Source organism: Siminovitchia acidinfaciens (genome assembly GCF_003605385.1).
In the GTDB taxonomy this organism is placed as follows: Bacteria; Bacillota; Bacilli; order Bacillales; family Bacillaceae_C; genus Siminovitchia; species Siminovitchia acidinfaciens.
In genome coordinates this window covers 51,856-71,500 of sequence record NZ_QYTV02000003.1, presented here as the reverse complement: position 1 = coordinate 71,500, position 19,645 = coordinate 51,856, and the positions used below count along the sequence as shown (strand labels likewise).

Here is a 19,645-nt window from a genome sequence, read left to right as displayed (position 1 = left end):
CAGATAGACCAAAAAAATTATTCAATATCCTCACAGCATTGAATTACCTCTTTAAATGTTTGATGCTCCGTTCCACATTTGTCACACATGTTCTCAATCCTCATTTTTCCTTCCTCCTGTATAATAACAATGTCTTTCGTTTCCAGCGGCTCAACATCAAACGAACCCTCAGCATTTCTTTTTAAAGTAAGCAGCTCTTTTCCAAAGACAAAAGTGGTTCCATTCATTTCTTCAATTGTTTTGCCTTTGATCAACTCTTCTAAAATCCACCCATCAATAAAATCTCTTTCCGCTGTCTGTTTCGTTTGCATGTTTTCCACCCTCTTTAGCTTTTTTATTGGATTGATACTAATGTATAACAGGTAGAATATTTAGTCAACTGTTATAACACAAAATTTTTGAACTCCTTTCTCTAATCATTTTTGCGGGATTATTCAGGTAACCAAAAGTCCTCAGGACCGGAGTGTGCAGCCTTGAGGACTTGATCCTATGCTTGCTGCATTGTCATTTTTTGCTTGAATTCAAGACGGCGTTGGTGAAGAATCGGCTCTGTATATCCGTTTGGCTGTTCTTTCCCAAGCAACACAAGATCACACGCAGCCTGGAATGCAACTGATTCATCGAAATTATCCGACATCGGTTTGTATAGCGGATCTCCAGCGTTTTGTTCATCGACAACCACCGCCATCCGTTCCATAGTTTCAAGCACCTGTTCCTTTGTACAAATTCCATGATGAAGCCAATTGGCCATATGCTGGCTTGAAATCCTGAGGGTCGCCCGGTCTTCCATTAATCCGACATTATGAATATCGGGAACTTTGGAACAGCCAATGCCTTGTTCCACCCACCTGACAACATAGCCTAATATTCCTTGGGCATTATTATCGAGCTCTTCCTGGATTTCTTCCTTTGTAAAATTAGGGTTCGACGCGAGCGGAATATCTAATATTTCATCTTCTACATCACTGATTTTTTGGGAAAGCTTATGTTGGATCTCCCATACATTTTTTTGATGATAATGCAGAGCATGTAAAGTTGCTGCTGTTGGAGAAGGCACCCAAGCTGTGTTCGCACCAGCTTCCACATGACCAATTTTTTGTTCAAGCATGGCTTTCATCAGATCCGGCATGGCCCACATACCCTTCCCAATTTGAGCACGCCCAGGTAACCCGGTCTCAAGGCCAGAATATACATTCGACTGCTCGTATGCCTTGAGCCATTTGGATCCCTTCATATCATTTTTTCTAATCATGGGCCCTGCTTCCATCGACGTATGGATTTCATCTCCCGTGCGGTCAAGAAATCCTGTATTGATAAACACGATTCTCTCTTTTGCTTCTTTGATACAGGCTTTCAGATTTAATGATGTCCGGCGCTCTTCATCCATGACTCCCATTTTTAAAGTATTCCGTTCCATCCCGAGCAGGTCTTCCACCCTGTTGAACAATTCGTTGGCAAATGCGACTTCCTCAGAACCGTGCATTTTGGGTTTAACGATATATACAGATCCTTTTTCGGAGTTTTTCTTAGTTGTATTTCCAATAAGGTCATGTTTGGCTATTAAACTGGTAATGACAGCATCCATTATTCCTTCCGGAACTTCTTCTCCGTTTTTATCTAAAATGGCAGGGGTTGTCATCAGATGTCCTACATTACGGACAAGCAAAAGTGAACGCCCGCGAAGGTGAAGCTCATTTCCTTTCGATGACGTATATACCCGGTCTTCATTTAACACCCGATTGATAGCTTTACCGTTCTTTTCAAACTCAGATGTCAATGTACCTTTCATCAGACCCAGCCAATTCCTGTAAACAAGGACTTTGTCTTCCGCGTCAACCGCTGCGACCGAATCTTCGCAATCCACGATCGTTGATAATGCGGATTCTATCAATAAGTCTTTTATTCCTGCCGAATCTGTCCGGCCTATCGAATCATTTGGATCAATTTGAATTTCAACATGCAGACCGTTGTTTTTAAGCAATATTGCGCTTGGGTTCTCCGCTTCTCCTTGGTAACCGGCCAAATTTTCATTTGCTTCTAGCCTCACTTTTTTTCCATCACGCAACTCTACTTGAAGCTCCCATCCCGAGATGCTGTATTTAGTCGAATTGTGGTGAGACCCTTCTTGCAATGGTGCAATCCGGTCCAGAAAATCTCTCCCGTAATCGATCACTTTTTGACCGCGTTTCGGATTATATCCCCCAGCTCGTTCTGCTCCATCCGTCTCATCAATGACATCAGTCCCATAAAGGGCATCATACAGGCTACCCCATCTGGCATTAGCCGCATTAATGGCATATCTGGCATTATTTACTGGAACAACTAGCTGTGGACCTGCCTGCGCTGCGATTTCTTCGTCCACATTTTTGGTTGTGATTGTAAAATTATCAACAGGTTGTTCCAAGTAGTCGATTCCTTTAAGAAACTCTTTGTATCTTTCCAAATTAACAGGTCCCTCATTTTCCCGATGCCATTGATTTATTTTGTTCTGCATGTTTTGCCGAGTCTCTAACAGCTGTTTATTTTTAGGCACAAGATCTTCAACAATACTGCTGAAACCTTTCCAAAAGCTATCGCTTTCCAGACCAGTATCAGGCAGTGCTTCTTTCTCAATGAACTCATGTAAAACGGACGCAACCTGCAGTCCATTTACGTCCAAGTATTTCTCCATTCCCTCTTTCTCCTCCTCTGTACTAATCTAAAAGTGCACTTGTGTTATATATCAGTTTTTATTTGTTAGCTTTATTATATAACAACAAAAACAAAATTAAAAGCAATTTTTATATTAATCTTTTATTAATGAATTTTATGACACTTATTATTTATGAAATTATTCTCAAAAAGTGTTTGACTATTTTTACTGTTCTATGTAAGATTTCAATTAATAGGCGTCCATTATGCGACAACTAATTTTTCATACCAAAAGGAGGACAATTCATTGGAGAAGAACAAAGAAGAGCGTAAGAGAAAAATTCCTTTCTGGGCTGCCATTACCCCTTTATTGGTGATGATTGTTTCGATCGGCTATGCTGTCATTGTCTTTGGACAAGATCCGCACATCCCCATTTTAATTGCGGCAGTGGCAGCCGGGCTAGTTGCATATTTTTACGGATTTAAATGGAAAGAAATCGAAGAATCTGTCTATAACGGTATTCGCCTTGTTTTGCCAGGTGTTTCGATTATTATGCTTGTAGGTGTTGTCATTGGAGCATGGATCGGTGGCGGAGTAGTAGCTACAATGGTTTTTTACGGGCTTAAACTGATTTCTCCTTCCTGGTTTCTCGTTTCAATTACGTTGATTTGTGTCATAGTCTCACTATCTATCGGAAGTTCCTGGTCAACAATGGGGACGGTTGGAGTAGCCGGCATGGGCATCGGCATTAGTATGGGACTGCCTGCTCCGATGGTAGCCGGCGCAATCATTTCAGGCTCTTACTTTGGAGATAAAATGTCACCGCTTTCAGATACAACGATCATGGCTTCCGGTTTGACGAAAACGGATCTTGTCGATCATATCAAGCATATGTTTTACACAACGATTCCAGGACTGGCAATCGCCCTGATTGCTTACTTTTTTCTAGGCAGAAACGCTGCAAAATCAGGGCCGAATTCCAGCGATATTCAGGAAACTCTTACAGTTCTGCAGGATAGCTTTGTAATTTCTCCATTTTTACTTATCGTTCCATTAATCGTTATCATCATGGTCGCACGAAATGTTCCGGCTATTCCCGCAATTATTGTTGGTATTTTCCTAGGATTCCTGTCCCAGATTTTTATTCAGGGAGGAAACGCAGGCGACGCCTTTGCAGCACTGTATAGCGGATATGTGCTTGAATCAGGGAATGCGCTGGTGGATGATTTGTTTAACCGTGGTGGACTTGACTCCATGATGTTCACTGTTTCTCTTGTGCTGGTTGCAATGGCTTTTGGGGGAATTCTTGAAAACACAGGCATGCTGCAATCAATCCTGGATCAAATCCTAAAGATTGCCAAAACGGCAAAAAGCGTCATTACTGCAACGATTTTATCCAGCTTTACCATGAATGTGACCTGTGCCGATCAATATATTTCCATCGTCGTTCCCGCTCGCATGTATGCCAAGCTTTACAGGGATAAAAGGCTTCATTCCAAAAACCTCTCTCGTGCCCTGGAAGACGGCGGAACATTGACATCAGTATTCGTACCCTGGAACTCATGTGCGTTGTTTATTTTTGCCACGCTCGGTGTAAGCGCTTTCCAATATGCACCTTATGCTATTTTGAATTTCATTGTTCCTATCATTTCGATTATATATGCATTTACCGGATTTTCGATTGTTAAACTATCTGAAACAGAAGCAATTACTTTGGAGAAGGAAGAAAGAGCTTCTATGAATGCATAAGTCGATGCGGAATCCAAAAACAAAAGCACGAGCAAACAAGGAAATTATTGAGGAAGCCGTTCTTCAGCCATGCGCTGATTTCCATTCTCGAAAAAGCTGCCGCTTTTCCTTCGTGCGATGTAACGCTGCCGAAGCTATCCTTGTCCTGTCGCTTCGCCTGCACTAGCACTTCCTTTACGTCAGTGACACTGGGACCTCCTCCGTCGGAGCTAGACATAATATAATGTGATAGCTAAGTTGGTCACGGCTTAAATATTTCTTAAAAACAAGAAAAAGAAAGTCCATCAAGGGCTTTCTTTTCCAGAATTATAGATGGGGATATTCAGTTCATACAAAGCGCGCGGACGTCCCTGCATATAAGTCATTTCTTCGCCGACAATTTTTATTGATCCATGGTCAGCCAGTTTCTTTATCATTCGCTCCGCGGACCTTCGCGTCACCTGCAGGTATGCCGATAAATCAGCGGCCGTGAATTGAAGCGATTGCCGCGACTTGGCGAATTGGATAATTTTTGATAAGTTGGCAGGGCTAATTTTTATGGACTTAGCCAACTTCACATGTTCTGGGTGATTATTGATTAGCCGTTGAAACCTGATAGCATCCGGATAAGGGCCGTACAACTCTTTATTTTCCGTTAAAATATAGCCGCAGCTTGTTCTTTCATGATCTGCAAATCGTTGAGCTGCTATTGCATGCTCCTCGGCTTCAGAAGCTGTCTCGCCATAACCGAAACCGACAGCAACCGGCTCTTCCCAGCTTTGCAGGAATTTCTGGAAAACATCTGTGTTTATGATGCTTTCTATGTCTCCGCGTGTAGTGAAAAGTGAAGCTGCAAACTTTCCTCTTATTTGTACAGATGCTCTTATTGCATTGGCAAAGGTCGCCACTCTTTCATCAGGATATGTAAATGAAGAGGAAAAGATAATATGGCATACAGCAATCGTTGCCGCATGCTTTTTCACAAATTCAGCTTCAGCTTTTGCGTCAAGAAGGCCACGAATGAGCGCTTTAGAAGGATCTGTCATCCTTAGGGCCGGAACTCCCAGTTCGGTAAGCTGATTATAGACTGAATAAATGCTGGTCAAAGCCATTTTTGTTTGACCGGACTGATACAGGCTCTGATGAAATCGGACAATTTTCTGCAAGTCAAAGTTCGATTGCAGCATTCCTACAAAATCCATGACATGATACGGTGCCTGCGGTGCGGAAATATCTTCCAGGACAGCCCAAAAACTAGCAGAATTGAACACATCGATAGACAGCTGTTCAATTGATAATTCATTATTATGCACAATAGAAAGCAATGAGATGGCTATCGCCATTTCATCCTGTTCCATGTATGTAGCCGGAATCGTCAGCTGCTTCCTAGCCTCGGCAGAAAAATAATATGGAAGTCCGCCGGAATAAAATACAACGTCACACGGCTTTAATTCCCTTGTGATGGAATCAGATTCCTCCGGCTGTGAATATATGTATGGAACAACCTCTACATCCTTGATTTGTTCAGCCAAAAGAGTTATATTATGCATAAAATCAGTTGGGCCAATAACTGCTATTTTCGTAGTCATAGCATCTGCTCCTGTTTTTTATTAACGACTATTTAACGACCATTTTATTTTAAAAAAACATCTTTGTAAAGTGAAGGGATTGATTACTAGTGAAAATCAAAGCAATACATATTCATGCCATCCACCTGCCGCTCCATGCCCCTTTTATCGTAAGTTATGGAACATACCATAATATGCCCACGATCATCGTAAAAATAGAAACAGATGAAGGCATAACCGGATATGGGGAAGCTGTCCCGGATGAATTTGTAACCGGCGAATCGTTTGAAAGTACATACCACCTTTTAAAGCACACGATTGCTCCGCTCTTAATAGGTAAGAATCCGATGGAATTTGAAAAAATCCATGATCTGATGAATCAGGTTGTATATGGTGTCCCTGCTGCAAAAGCGGCGATTGACATCGCATTGTTCGACGCAGCCGGAAAAAAGCTTGGACAGCCAGTATATCAGCTGATCGGCGGGCGGTATCATGAAAAGTTCCCTGTCACCCACGTTCTCAGCATTGCGGAGCCGGATGCCATGGCCGACGAAGCAACTGCAATGATCAAAAAAGGGTATAGCTCTTTTAAAATGAAAGTCGGAACAGAAGTAATGAAAGATGTCGAAAGAATTCAAGCTGTAAGAAACAGGGTCGGGGAAAATATCGCCATCCGTGTTGACGTCAATCAAGGCTGGAAAAACAGCGCCAATACATTAGTCGCCATCCGTTCATTAAGGGAGTTGAATATCGACTGGCTTGAACAGCCTGTAATGGCCGATGATATCGATGGCATGGTTGAAATAAAATCAAAAGCGGATATTCCTCTCATGATTGATGAGGGTATGAAAGGTCCTCGTGAACTGCGGGAAATCATTCACAAACGGGCAGCAGATAAAGTAAATATTAAATTGATGAAATGCGGAGGGATCCTTCCTGCAGTGAAGCTTGCATATCAGGCAGAAATGGCCGGTATCGAATGCCAGGTAGGATCAATGGTTGAATCATCTGTCGGGTCAGCGGCTGGGTTCCACGTCGCATTCTCCAAAAAAATCATCACCAGCGTTGAACTGACAGGACCTCTGAAGTTTTCTCAGGATATTGGAAACCTCCATTATGACGTTCCGTTCATCAAGCTGAACGATCAGCCCGGGCTGGGTGTGGAAGTCGATGAGCAGATCTTGGAGGAATTGACGAAGTATAAGGATGTTGTCCTATAGGAGGCTGGTTTTATGACCTATTTTTACGATGGTGTTTTAAAAGATGGCAAACCGTTTAATGTACGCCGCCTTAATACTGTTGACATCAGTAACATTATGGCCCTCCAGGATATAATTATCCAGTCGCTTGAAAATAAAGACATTCTCCAGCCGCTTTCTTATAATGAGTTTCGATACATTACAGACGGCAACGGGATTCTAATTGGTGCCTTCGCTGATAATCAGTTGATTGCGTTCCGAGCCCTTTTGGTTCCCCCGGTAGATGAAGAAGGCCATTTAGGGCTTGATATCGGCCTGCAGGAAAATGAGCTTAGGGATGTCATTTATCAGGAAATTTCGAATGTCCATCCGGACTACCGAGGAAACAGGCTTCAGCAGCAGCTGGCACAATTGATTATGCAAGAGCTTAAGAAACAAGAGCAGACTTTTAAATACGCCTGTGCCACTGTCATGCCATACAACATACCAAGCCTGAAAGATAAATTTGGCCAAGGCATGCTGATTGCCGCACTGAAGGAAAAGTATGAAGGACGACTGCGATATATATTTTACAAAGAGCTCACTGAGGAAAAACCATTCGTGTGGAGCGAAACCAAAGAGCTCCCCATGAGTGACATTGAAGGCCAGCAGCAGCTTTTACAGCAAGGCTGGCTTGGGTTCAATATGGATAAGCAGAATGGTGAATATATCGTTCTATTTGGGAAATAAGAAAAGCTCCAGAAAGGAACATTCCTTTTTGGAGCTTTTTTCTTTTTTTTAGTTGCCTGCAGGGACGATTCCTGTATCGGTTTGGTAGCCCGCCAAAGGATAAGCAGGAATCTCCTCCCAGCGGTCTGGATCGACTTGCTTGACTTCATCTGTCGCAAGTCCGTAAAGGAGAGCTTTCAATCCAAGATAGTTTTGTTTCTCCAAATGTCCGTTTGATTTCTGGCCAAGGTTCCCGTCCCTTGTATTCCCTTTCGTTTCAAAGAAAATCGCCGGATTGCTGTGGCCTGTCGGATTAATATTATCGTAGTTTAGACCAATCATCATTGCAGAGACTACGCCGCCCTTGATGTCGATTTCGTATCTCTTTTCGCCGCTTCCCGTTTGATAACGGTCAATATGCATATGGCCATAGTCCTTCAATGCATCGTAGACATACACAGACATTTGGCGAGTGAGATCATTATAAAGACCACCTTTTATTCCCGGCAATGTCGGTCCGTTAGGTGCCAGCGAAACACCAAGTGACATGGACGTAGAGTAGTTCGTTCCGTACACTGTCTTTAATCCTTGGTGATGCAAGTCAACAGCATAATCCGGTTTTACATCAGCCCAATATTTATAGACTGCCAATGACTCTTTTGCTGCAAAACCATTTTCAGCCCAGTCACGATTCAAGTCGATTGTCATATTCCTGCCCCTATTATCTTTCCTGGGCTCACCAGATTCATCATATAATGTGGTTGTTCTAGTATTCATTAGGCTTCCATCCGGGTTATACATTGGAATGGCATAAATTGTTGCATTTTCCAGGATTGTCTTTACTTCTTTCGATCCGTTGCTTCCGAATGTTTTTAAAAGCTCCATGACGGCGCCAGTCGTTAATTTTTCATCTCCGTGGATTTGAGCCTGTACCCAGATTTTGACGGGTCCACTTCCGACCTTCGCTACATAAATGCTGCGGTCCTGTTCGGACTTTCCGTAATCATCCAAAGTGAAAACTTCCACTTTCCCCTTGCTCGTGTGCTCGATCTGCTTTAAACCTTTAATCATTTCATCATAGGAAATGACACTTTCATAGCTTGTATTCCCTTCCGTCGAAGGTCCTCCAGGTACCGTGTCGGCTGCTGAAACACTTGACGAAAAAGCAGAAGCAAAAATTAATCCAAACACAATAAAAAACAAAAATCTCTTTTTCACTTGGCCTTTCCTCCCCACTCACCATTTTTCTCTTCAAGTTTAATTATAATTATACAAAAATTCATAATAAATAGTCCTTTCGGCTGGTTTTGAGGGAAAACGCTACGGACTTTTGTCACTTTATTTAGAAGGACGAAAGATTTCTAGTCTCTTTATTTATATCCTGAAAATCAGAGCAAATTATTTTACTTGGCAGGCTTTCTCAATAAACTCGGCCACAGGCCGTGTTATTCTATTACAAAGAAATTGAATACACAATGAAATGGGCATTAGCAAATGCTTGCCAATGCCCAACATTATTTTCCACAATCTGTTTGTAATGTAAAAGGGCTCTCGATAGTCCCTTCATTCAGTGGAGACCATTTCAGCCTGTTGTGCCGCCACTTGTCTGGCTTCCATCCTTTTTACAATATAAATACTCACTTCATACAATATCGCCATGGGTATCAATACCATCAGCTGGCTGATAAAGTCCGGCGGGGTGATCAATGCTGATAGGACTGCTATGACTAAATACGACCACTTCCTCACCTTTTTCATCGTTTCAGAGGTCAATACACCGATGGACGTCAAAAACATGGCGACTACCGGCAGTTCAAATAAAAAACCAAGCGGAACTGTCGTCATGATCAAGAAATGGACATATTCCTGAGCGGAAACGATCACATCGAAATTAACCGCACCAAATTCCATTAGAAAGTGATAGCTTAAAGGATTGACAATAAAATAACCAAAAGCGACTCCCATGATAAACAACAAAAACATTGCTGGTGAATATAATCCCAGAAAACGAATCTCAGTGGACTTTAAACCAGGTTTGACGAATTGCCACATGAAGTGCACGAGAAATGGAAGTGACAGCCCCAACGCAAGAGTGACACAAATGGAAGTGTAAAATTTGACGATTTGAAATGGGCCAAAAACTACTAGTTCATTTCCTTTGGTTAAATAAGGGAACCATCGATTCATCGTTGTAAAAACAAGAATCAGAAATAAGACAAACACGATCAGACTTTTAATCAACTGCTTGCGCAGATCAGACAAATGTTCAACCAAGGCTTCCCCGTTCGATTCTTCCTCTTGTTTCTCTATCTCATAATATGGACGATCGAAATTACTGTCTTCCGGCTTTTTGTCCAAGGGACTGAGAATCTTTTTATTTTGTTGATTTACTGGTCCCATCAGCAACACCTTCTATATCAGATCTCTTTTTTATCCTCTTGCTTCACCGCGTCTCCGTCATCCATGATCTCTCTGGTGGATTTTTTAAATTCCGACAGTGTCTTGCCCATGGCTCCCCCGATTTCCGGCAATTTTTTTGGTCCAAAAATAATCAGGACAATGACTAGGATAATAATTAATCCGGGTACGCCGATCTGCGAGATACCCATCCTCACCAGCTCCTTTTCGATTAAACTAGACTTCCGCCACTCTTACTGTATTTAATGATCCCTTCCGAACATCTGTAGGCCAATGCACCAACGGTGCCGGTCGGGTTATAACCGCTGTTGTGAGCGAAATTTCCGGCTCCGACTACAAAAAGATTATCGGCATCCCAGTGCTGCAAATAGTTATTTACGACACTTGTTGCGGGATCCGCCCCCATTGTTGTGCCGCCCGTATTATGAGTAGTCTGATATGGGACGATGTCGTAATCAGTCAGTATGTTTTCAGGTAAGACTTCTTTGGCACCCATCTCTTTCATAATCTCGGCTGACCGCTCCGTTGCGAATTTATGAAGCGCCCGGTCCTGATCCGTAAAGTTATAAGTCATTTGTAGCAGCGGCAAGCCGTATGCGTCTGTATATGTCGGATCAAGTGCGAGATAATTTTCCTTATATGGCAGTGATGCCCCCTGTCCACCTACATATAATGACCGTGTGTAGTAATGGATAGAGGCCTTTTTGAATTCCTCGCCCCATAGGGGAACATCCGGTGGAACCGGGTTGCTTGCAATCGGCCTGGACCCTGACTGACAAATCCAGATTCCGGCACCGTGCAGGAAGTCTTCTTTGCTGTGGTCAAAATTATCACCATTGAAATCGTCCATATACATCCCGAGTGCACCTGCACCCATGAATGTATTCATCTGATCTTCAAAGAAACCAGTTGCTCCTGCGTTAATTTGGTAGCAATAATTTCTGCCAAGCGTCCCTCTTCCTGTGTCCGGATCGTATTGTTCACCGATGTCTGATACCATGAGCAGCTTGGCATTATTCAATATATAGCTCGTCAATACGACGATATCTGCAGGTTGTATATATTCCTCTCTTGTAAGTGTGTCTATGTATCTGACACCTGTAACCTTGTCGCCCTTTTTCAATATCTCGACTACATTTGAATTTGTACGCACTTCATAGTTGCCGGTCTTTTCCGCTGCCGGAATAACTGTTACTTCCGGTGATGATTTCGCCCCATACTCACAGCCGAACCTATCGCAAAACCCGCAATATTGGCAAGCATAGATTTTCTGGCCGTCCGGATTTTCATACGTTTCGGACAAATTCGCGGAAGGCATCATATATGGGTGATATCCTTTTTCTTTCGCCGCTTTTTCAAACATTTGAAGGATTGGCGTCTTTTTCATTGGTGGAGTCGGATAATCGTCTGACCTTTTTCCGCCAAGAGGATTTGATTCACCTGATATCCCAGCCGTTTTTTCAAATTTATCAAAATAAGGTTCCAATTCATCGTATGTAATACCCCAATCCTGCAGCAAAAAGCCGTCAGGAATCTTGTCCTTGCCATATTTTTTTTCAGTCATGGTCCTGATCTCGAAATCATAAGGCAAAAATCTAAAGTTCCATCCGTTCCAATGCGTTCCTGACCCTCCAAGGCCTTCGCCCAAAAGGAATGAACCCATCTGCCTCATAGGGAGCGCTTTCTCTTTACGGGTATTTCTGAAAGTGACGGTCTCTTTAGATAAATCCTGCATTAATTCATAACGCATCGCGTACCTGTATTCGTCGTGGATTCGCTGGTAGTCTTCAGTTCCTCTCCTTCCGCCGCGTTCCAAGCCAACGACTTTCAGCCCCTCCTTTGCACACTCAGCTGCGACGATGCCTCCAGTCCACCCGACTCCGACAGTTACTACATCCACTTTGTCCAAAGTTTTAGCCATGTCCTCAACTCCTTTAATGATCCATACTTGCCAGTGACTGTGGATTAATTTTCTGAAATTCCTTGCTGTCTACGACGTTTATATAGGCTGCCTGGTGTCCTGGGAAGTTTTTCATTTTCCAGCCATCCATATTGTTATTGCCGCCGTAGATTGGATCTGCGTATGCTCCCTCAAGTGTTGCAGATCTGAGCAATGTGAAAAAGAAGTCGGAAGTGATTCCGTCCATTTTCACTTTTCCTTTTTGAAAGTCCGTCAATATCTCGTCCATTTGATTGCCTTCCAGCTTGGCAAAGCCTGTCTTGAAGCGGCTTTGTGCTTCCTTTTCCAATGTTTTGAGTCCAAGTAAAAAGGCCTCCTGACGGTTCATCGGACTTTGGTAGCCCTGGGTGATTGCTCCAATATTAAACGGTCCCTGCATATATTCCCTTGAATTCAACCCGTAGCCTCCGGCAAGTTGATTGTCAATGAAATAAGGTACACCAAGACCGATGGCACCGGGACCCAAATCATCCTTTGGAAAAATCCGTTCGGCAGCCTGCGATAATATTTCAAAGTCATTATAGTTTTTGAAGAACTGTAACCCTTTTGGACTGGACCTGTCTTTACCTGTTCCTTGATCTTTTTTGGCCGTGTCAGACTGTTTGTTGGAGTTATAGCCGATCAATCCGCCCAGCAGTCCGCCTCCAATCAAGGTCCCTGTCGCAATTCCGGATGTTTTCAGGAAGTCGCGGCGCGTTAACCCTTTATCTTTTTCCGACATATGAACAGCCTCCTTATCATTCTTTTTATGTAGAAAGCAGCAAATAAAAAAACCGCTATATGACTTGTATTGCCTTTAGCGGTTTTTTTTAAAACTTTTTTCCATATCCTTTTTTACAGTTTTTTTCATTTAGCGATTTTCGAAATCAAACCTTCCAGCTTGTTACAGTTTTTAAGAAGTTTTTGCCGGCAAATCCCATTACCTGTTCCTCTGTGTAATAATTTAATAGCTCGTTTACCAAATTTTGATATTTTCCTGCGTTTTCCAGCTTCCTGATATGTTTATCGATTCCGTCAAAGTCCGAGCCGAAACCGATATGGTTAACGCCTCCAAGCGAACAGAAATGATCTATGTGGTTAATCAGATCCGAAATGGTCACGACTTCTTTATCAGCTGTAAACTCGGGATAAAAAACTACATGAACCATCGCATTTTTTGCAAAAAGAGCTTTTGCCTGTTGATCCGTCAGGTTTCTTGGATGATTGCATAATGCTTTCGCGTTAGAATGGCTGGCAATCGGATAATCCGCAAACTCGATGACATCCCAAAAAGCTCTTTCGCTTAAATGGGACACATCTGTGAGGAGGCCGCGCTCATTATTCAAGGAAACCACTGACCTGCCGAAGTCAGTAAGTCCAGCGCCTCGTTTCTCTCCTGCCCCATCTGCAGCCAGATTCGCATTGTTCCAGGTAAGTCCGATAGAACGAACGCCAAGGTGGTGCAGGATGCTCAACTTTTGAAGGTCATTTCCGATACAGTCGACGCCTTCCAATGTAAGCACGGCACCAATTTCTTCGGCTTTTAACTTTAAAATATCCGACCAGCGGGAAATTTGTTTCATCTCGGCGTTTTTACCAAGGATATCTGTATAAAAATAATCGATTTGTTCAAGTGCGGCTTGGAATTTCTCTTCAGTTTTAACTTCCGGAGAAATAAAGACGGCAAAACATTGGACTTTCACCTTGCCTTTTTTCAAACGCTCCAAACTTGCGTCAAGCTTCCGGGAGTCTTTGAAGCTCAGCTTCCCTTTGCTTTCCCACAGTTTCCATAAAACATCACAATGCAGATCAATTATATTCACACGCACCCCGCCATTTCCGATTAATTCTTTTAACAGCTTGATAAGTCGTTTTTTTATAAGTTTCTTTTTATAACCAAAATTGTTTCTGACATGAACCAAAATGTCCATGCAAAATTTCATTCTAATCTACTATACTCACAAGCCCTTGCAGATTCCTGATGTTATAATAAATTAATATCAATTTTTACGAAAGAGGGAATTTCCAGCTTATGTTAAAAGATGATTTATTAAAATTTATACCAGATCATTCGCGGGTTACAGAAAATGAAACAGTACGGTTAAACCACAGCAAGGGGATTACATATCACGCACCGGTTCTTCCGGATATTGTAGTGTTTCCAAAAACCGAAGAAGAAGTTCAAAAGGTTGTCCAGTATGCGATAGACAAACAAATCCCGATTGTCCCTTTCGGTGCAGGCAGCAGCCTGGAAGGCCATATCATTCCCCTAAAAGGCGGCATCACAATGGATTTTACCCTGATGAATAAAATTATAGAGGTCCGCCCAGAGGATTTTCTTGTAAAAGTACAGCCGGGAGTTACAAGAACACAATTGAACCTTGCATTGAAAAAACACGGCATGTTTTTTCCGATTGACCCGGGAGCGGACGCTACGATCGGCGGAATGGCTGCCACGAATGCAAGTGGCACAAACGCTGTTTATTATGGAACTATGAAGCATAATATTCTTGGTCTGCGTTCGGTAATGGCAAATGGAGCGGTCATCTCCACAGGAAGCGAAACTGTTAAGACGTCTACTGGCTACAATTTGACTGAATTGCTTGTAGGGTCTGAAGGCACACTGGGTGTTTTCACAGAAATCACTTTGAAAGTGTATGGGATACCAGAACATATCGTTGCTGCTAAGGCAGTTTTTGAAAATGTGGAGCAAGCAGGGGCCGCGGCTGCACTCGTGCTGCAAGCAGGAATAAATATCGGTAGGATCGAGCTGGTTGATGGGAAAACAATCGAAGCGGTAAACGACCATGTCGGCACTGATTTCAAAGTCAAACCTACCCTTTTCCTTGAGTTCCACGGCAGTCGTGCTGCTGCGGAGGATGATTACACTGTTACAAAAGAATTGATGGAAGACTCTGGTGCACTTTCCTTTAAAGCGGAAGCCGATTCTTTAAAACGTGCACAGCTATGGGATGCTCGACATCAAGCCGCGTCAGCCATCGTAAGCCGTGAGCCCGGCAAGTTGCTTGTTGTGACGGATGTTTGCGTTCCAATATCCAAGCTGGCGGAATGTATAGGGAAAACGAGGGAACTTGCAGAAGAGCACAATATTGATGCAGCCATCCTGGGGCACGTCGGGGACGGGAATTTCCACGCTGCATTCTGTGTAGATTCAAATGATGAAAGTGAGATGGCGAATTTCAAAGATTTGAACACAAAAATAGTGGACCTTGCCTTTAAATTTGGCGGCACATGCAGCGGCGAACACGGTATTGGAATGGGCAAAAAAGAATTCCTGAAAGAGCAATACAAAGAAGCACTTCCATTTATGAAGATAATCAAAGAAAGCTTCGATCCCAATAACTTATTCAATCCCGGAAAAATCTTTTAAAGTTGGGAAGCCTTCTCCCGGACTTTCGAACTATCGTCTGTAAGGGGGCTTATCGTATTATCAGCTGGCTGTTGGGTCGCCAGCGGCCTTTTTGGCGACCCAATTCCAGCTTACTCGGAAAGATCTCTTCTATTTCATTCAAACCCTTACAGTTTATTCTTGACTGAACTCGCCTCTGACTGAATGCCCTGTCATCATATAGGCTTATAATCTTAAAAATGCAAGGGGTTCTTCATCGCCTCTTCAAGTGTTGAGGCAACTGATACGCTGCTGAAATCAATTCCCAATTGAACAGCAGTCTGGGCAATTTCCGGCCTTATCCCCGAAAGGGTACTAGTTACTCCAATCAACCCCAAAGCTTCAATCAGTTGGAAAATTTGTTGAGCAACCATTGTATCCACAACCACAACACCAGAAAGATCGATCAGCAAGTGGCTGAATTGGCCTTCGGCACATTGGTTCAATGCGTTTTCAATAAGATTCTGCGCTCGTTCCGTATCAATATCACCGACTAGCGGTAAAAGGGCCAGATCTTTGTTCAAGCGGATGACCGGTGAACCGAGTTCGTCGATCAATTCTTGCTGGGCTCGCAGCTTTTGTTGTATATATGTATGCTGCTCTTTTCTAAACCACGTGATGATTTTTGCAAAAGTTTGTACAACAAGCCGGTTCAAGGAATTCATCTTTTCAAAAGAATAATTTTCTTTCTGCAAATCCGCAAACTCGCTTAACAAATCCAAATATTGTTCTTGTGTTCTGAAAAATTCCCTTAAAATTAAATGAGGCGGAGTTTTAATATGTTCTTCATCACGGGCGGTCTTTGTCACCCATTCTTCCAATTCATTAAAGAAATGCGGTCCAGATTCAACAAAAACTTGGCAAAATTGTTTATGAAATTCATAGTTTCGCTGTTTTAAGCTATTGATTACATCAGTATTGGTTGAACTATAAACACCAGTTGTATCGCTTCTATCTAAGCTTTCGTACCATTCTTCCGTCAATTCCCACGTACGTTCCAATAAAAATTCATATAATTCCTGGTTTTGATTCAACGCCTTTCCCCCTTTGCCGAAAGAATACAGTTCATCTATTACATACATTTTACTATATTTACACACTATCTTTAACCTCTATTGTACTTTCAAAAACATAGAGGGTACTTGAAAATGATTTGAAACAGGATCCGGAAATAATACTTCTAAGCATACTTCCTATAAAAATGCAGATAAAGGAAAGGTTCATAGCGCCGAAAGAACTCAAAACCGGAAACGTCGTTGTCCGGGGCACTATCGTGCGGCCATGGTTACCAAGTATGCGGAAAAATTATTGGTTCAGAAACTATAAGGAGCCTTTCCTAAATCAAAAAATCCGATGACTGCATAAAGTCACCCGTAAAAAAATAACCCCCTAAAAGGAGGTTATTTCCTGTAAACTATACCACTACATCGTATCCCTGATCTTCTACAGCTTCTTTCATTTTGGCAGTATCGGTTTTGGAAGGTTCAAAGGAAACCTTTACGGTTCCTGATGCAAGCTCGACCTCAGCCTTTTCAACACCTTCCACCCCTGTCAATGCTTTTTCAACAGATTGTTTACAATGTCCGCATGTCATGCCTGCAACTTTTAAAATTGTTTCTTCCATGTGAAATCTCCTCCTGATTTATTATAATTTCACTCTTTTTAATCGAAGTGAGTTTGACACAACAGATACAGAACTGAAAGCCATGGCGGCTCCGGCAACCCACGGTGCAAGCAATCCTGCTGCCGCAATGGGAATTCCTGCTGAATTATAAGCAAGTGCCCAGAAAAAGTTCTGATGGATGTTTCTCATTACAGCATGGCTTAAGCGAAATGCCTTGGGAATCAGCATCAAGTCTCCGCCAAGAATAGTCAAATCTGCTGCTTCAATTGCAACATCCGTTCCGGTTCCGATGGCAATACCCACATCGGCCAATGCCAGAGCCGGAGCATCATTGATTCCATCGCCCACCATTGCAACTACTTTACCCTGCGCTTTTAGTTCTTTCACCTTTTCTGCTTTATATTCCGGTAAAACTTCGGCATATACTTGATCAATCCCGACTTGATCAGCGATCGCCTTCGCAGTTCTCTCATTGTCTCCAGTCAGCATGAGCACTTCTATGCCTTCTTCTTTTAAGCTGGAGATTGCCTCTTTTGCATGATCTTTGACCGTATCTGCGACAGCGACTATTCCGGCTAATGTTCCATCCACCGCTATAAACATGACGGTCTTCCCATGACTCTCTAAGTCTTCAGCTTGTTTCGCTTTTTCGTGATATAAAACTAAGTTGTCAGTCATCAGTTTTCTCGTTCCCACCAACACTTGGCGTCCATCTATCACTGCCCTGAGCCCATGACCTGCTATTGCCTCAAACTCGGTTACATCTTTCATTTCAGTGCCTAACTCTTTTCCATACCGGACAATAGCATCTGCTAACGGATGTTCAGATGCATTTTCTGCTGAAACAAGATAGGAAAGCACCTCATCGCGATCAACTTCAATATCAGTAACGGACGGTTTTCCTACTGTTATCGTACCTGTCTTATCCAAAATGACGCTATTTACTTTATGAGCCGTTTCCAAGTGCTCTCCGCCTTTAAAAAGTATGCCTGTTTCAGCACCTTTACCGGAACCGACCATGATCGATGTGGGGGTGGCTAATCCCAGCGCACACGGACAGGCGATAACTAAAACAGTGATCGATGATTCAAGAGCCCTTTCAACATTTCCAGGATCAATAATAAAGAACCAGGCCAAAAAAGTTAGGACAGCAATACCTACAACGATGGGAACAAATACACCCGATATCTTATCCGCAATCCGCTGGATTGGAGCTTTGCTACCCTGAGCGGCCTCCACAATTTTAATAATCCCGGCAAGGGCAGTATCTTTTCCAACTTTGGTTGCCTTTATTCGAACCATTCCCTGTTTATTGATCGTTGCTCCAATAACTTCATCGCCAGGACGTTTTCCTACAGGGATAGATTCACCCGTAATCATCGATTCATCGATGGACGTTTCGCCAAAAATCAGCTCTCCGTCAACAGGGATCTTCTCACCTGGACGGACGACGATAATATCCCCTTTTTTTACATCTTCAATAGGGACTTGCAGTTCCTCTTCCCCTCTTATCACGCTCGCGTCTTTTGCCTGCAAGCTCAACAAGTGGGACAAGGCTTCAGTTGTCCTGCCTTTAGCCCTCGTTTCAAACAGTTTTCCGAGGAGAATCAACGTGATTAGAACAGCACTCGTTTCAAAGTAAAGATGCGGTTCATAGCCGGGGTGCATCAAGGAACGGATCCCTTCAAGGACGCTGTAAAAGAAAGCGGCAGACGTTCCAAGGGCAACGAGCACATCCATATTGGCGCTCTTATTTTTTAATGATTTGTAGGCACCTTTGTAAAATTGTCCACCTATATAAAATTGGACTGGGGCTGCCAATATAAATTGAAGCCAAGGATTCATTAACATCGTCGGAACCGGAAGGGCCAAATTGCCTGGCAAGTGACCCAGCATCGTATAAAGGAGCGGCAATGAAAAAACAGCGGATAGTATGAATTTACGTTTTTGCTTCTCATATTCTTTTGACTTGAAATCTTCTTTTTCCGAGGGGGTTGTCTTCACTTTGGCATCATAGCCGAGTTTCTGAATTCTTTCTATGACCTCTGAAGCAGAAACGACTCCCTGCTCCAATTCCAAAGCGGCTGTTTCAGCAGCAAGATTGACTGATGCTGATTCAATTCCATCCATTTTATTGAGGACTTTTTCAATCTTTGCCGAACAGGCTGAACACGTCATTCCAAAAATATCCAAGTCAAGCTTTTCCGTTTTGACTCGATAGCCAAGATCTTCAATTTTCTTTGCAATATCCTGGGCTGTTACCTGTTCATCGTCGATAGCGACCGACGCCCGTTCCAAAGCCAGATTGACATTCGCCTCAACCCCAGGCATTTTGTTCAGCATTTTTTCAATCCGGTTGGAACAGGCAGCGCAAGTCATACCATCTATAGGTATATCCAACTTTTCTTTTGGCATTTACT

The 19,645-nt window shown here is 42.8% G+C and carries 16 protein-coding genes; 4 read left to right on the top strand and 12 right to left on the bottom strand.

Features of this window, described 5'->3' with window-relative positions; all coding sequences use genetic code 11:
* Positions 1-17: 17 nt before the first annotated feature.
* Positions 18-311 (bottom strand): hypothetical protein, encoded by a 294-nt coding sequence (locus D4T97_RS07705; protein ID WP_126049346.1) that lies wholly within the window; start codon positions 309-311, stop codon positions 18-20.
* 176 nt (positions 312-487) lie between these two features.
* Positions 488-2,671, bottom strand: coding sequence for a malate synthase G (locus tag D4T97_RS07700; protein ID WP_126049344.1), 2,184 nt, complete (start codon positions 2,669-2,671; stop codon positions 488-490).
* Positions 2,672-2,938: 267 nt separating this feature from the next.
* Between D4T97_RS07700 and nhaC the strand changes: the two genes are divergently transcribed.
* Complete coding sequence (gene nhaC, locus D4T97_RS07695) at positions 2,939-4,381, top strand: Na+/H+ antiporter NhaC (protein ID WP_126049342.1); 1,443 nt, start codon at positions 2,939-2,941, stop codon at positions 4,379-4,381.
* A 284-nt stretch (positions 4,382-4,665) separates the two neighbouring features.
* Here the strand turns inward: nhaC and D4T97_RS07690 are convergent, their stop codons facing one another.
* Positions 4,666-5,949, bottom strand: a complete 1,284-nt coding sequence (locus D4T97_RS07690) for an HTH domain-containing protein (RefSeq protein WP_126049340.1) — start codon at positions 5,947-5,949, stop codon at positions 4,666-4,668.
* A gap of 89 nt (positions 5,950-6,038) precedes the next feature.
* Between D4T97_RS07690 and D4T97_RS07685 the strand changes: the two genes are divergently transcribed.
* Both D4T97_RS07685 and D4T97_RS07680 read left to right on the top strand, forming a co-directional pair.
* Positions 6,039-7,148, top strand: a complete 1,110-nt coding sequence (locus tag D4T97_RS07685; protein ID WP_126049338.1) for a mandelate racemase/muconate lactonizing enzyme family protein — start codon at positions 6,039-6,041, stop codon at positions 7,146-7,148.
* A gap of 12 nt (positions 7,149-7,160) precedes the next feature.
* Positions 7,161-7,856: a GNAT family N-acetyltransferase gene (locus D4T97_RS07680; RefSeq protein WP_126049336.1), complete on the top strand. Its 696-nt coding sequence runs from the start codon at positions 7,161-7,163 to the stop codon at positions 7,854-7,856.
* 48 nt (positions 7,857-7,904) lie between these two features.
* Here the strand turns inward: D4T97_RS07680 and D4T97_RS07675 are convergent, their stop codons facing one another.
* The 6 genes from D4T97_RS07675 to D4T97_RS07650 all read right to left on the bottom strand — a co-directional run bounded on the left by D4T97_RS07675 (position 7,905) and on the right by D4T97_RS07650 (position 14,015).
* The gene (locus D4T97_RS07675) at positions 7,905-9,053 is read right to left on the bottom strand and encodes a M14 family zinc carboxypeptidase (protein ID WP_235872186.1); all 1,149 of its coding nucleotides are present in this window, start codon (positions 9,051-9,053) and stop codon (positions 7,905-7,907) included.
* Between the two features lie 345 nt (positions 9,054-9,398).
* Positions 9,399-10,235 (bottom strand): twin-arginine translocase subunit TatC, encoded by an 837-nt coding sequence (gene tatC, locus D4T97_RS07670; RefSeq protein WP_126049334.1) that lies wholly within the window; start codon positions 10,233-10,235, stop codon positions 9,399-9,401.
* Between the two features lie 17 nt (positions 10,236-10,252).
* Positions 10,253-10,444: a twin-arginine translocase TatA/TatE family subunit gene (gene tatA / locus D4T97_RS07665; protein ID WP_126049332.1), complete on the bottom strand. Its 192-nt coding sequence runs from the start codon at positions 10,442-10,444 to the stop codon at positions 10,253-10,255.
* A gap of 20 nt (positions 10,445-10,464) precedes the next feature.
* A complete protein-coding gene (locus D4T97_RS07660; RefSeq protein WP_126049329.1) occupies positions 10,465-12,174 on the bottom strand; it encodes a GMC family oxidoreductase in 1,710 nt (569 codons plus the stop codon).
* Between the two features lie 13 nt (positions 12,175-12,187).
* Positions 12,188-12,934, bottom strand: a complete 747-nt coding sequence (locus tag D4T97_RS07655) for a gluconate 2-dehydrogenase subunit 3 family protein (RefSeq protein ID WP_126049327.1) — start codon at positions 12,932-12,934, stop codon at positions 12,188-12,190.
* Between the two features lie 145 nt (positions 12,935-13,079).
* On the bottom strand, positions 13,080-14,015 hold the full coding sequence (locus D4T97_RS07650; RefSeq protein ID WP_126050216.1) for a dipeptidase: 936 nt from the start codon (positions 14,013-14,015) through the stop codon (positions 13,080-13,082).
* 209 nt (positions 14,016-14,224) lie between these two features.
* Between D4T97_RS07650 and D4T97_RS07645 the strand changes: the two genes are divergently transcribed.
* Positions 14,225-15,583: an FAD-binding oxidoreductase gene (locus D4T97_RS07645; RefSeq protein WP_126049325.1), complete on the top strand. Its 1,359-nt coding sequence runs from the start codon at positions 14,225-14,227 to the stop codon at positions 15,581-15,583.
* A 212-nt stretch (positions 15,584-15,795) separates the two neighbouring features.
* On the opposite strand, the gene D4T97_RS07640 is transcribed toward D4T97_RS07645, so the two are convergent.
* The 3 genes from D4T97_RS07640 to D4T97_RS07630 all read right to left on the bottom strand — a co-directional run bounded on the left by D4T97_RS07640 (position 15,796) and on the right by D4T97_RS07630 (position 19,640).
* Positions 15,796-16,635, bottom strand: coding sequence for an STAS domain-containing protein (locus D4T97_RS07640; RefSeq protein WP_126049323.1), 840 nt, complete (start codon positions 16,633-16,635; stop codon positions 15,796-15,798).
* Between the two features lie 380 nt (positions 16,636-17,015).
* Entirely contained in the window at positions 17,016-17,225 is a 210-nt protein-coding gene (gene copZ / locus D4T97_RS07635) for a copper chaperone CopZ (RefSeq protein ID WP_126049321.1), read from the bottom strand.
* 21 nt (positions 17,226-17,246) lie between these two features.
* Positions 17,247-19,640, bottom strand: a complete 2,394-nt coding sequence (locus tag D4T97_RS07630) for a heavy metal translocating P-type ATPase (RefSeq protein ID WP_126049319.1) — start codon at positions 19,638-19,640, stop codon at positions 17,247-17,249.
* Between the last annotated feature and the right edge of the window lie 5 nt (positions 19,641-19,645).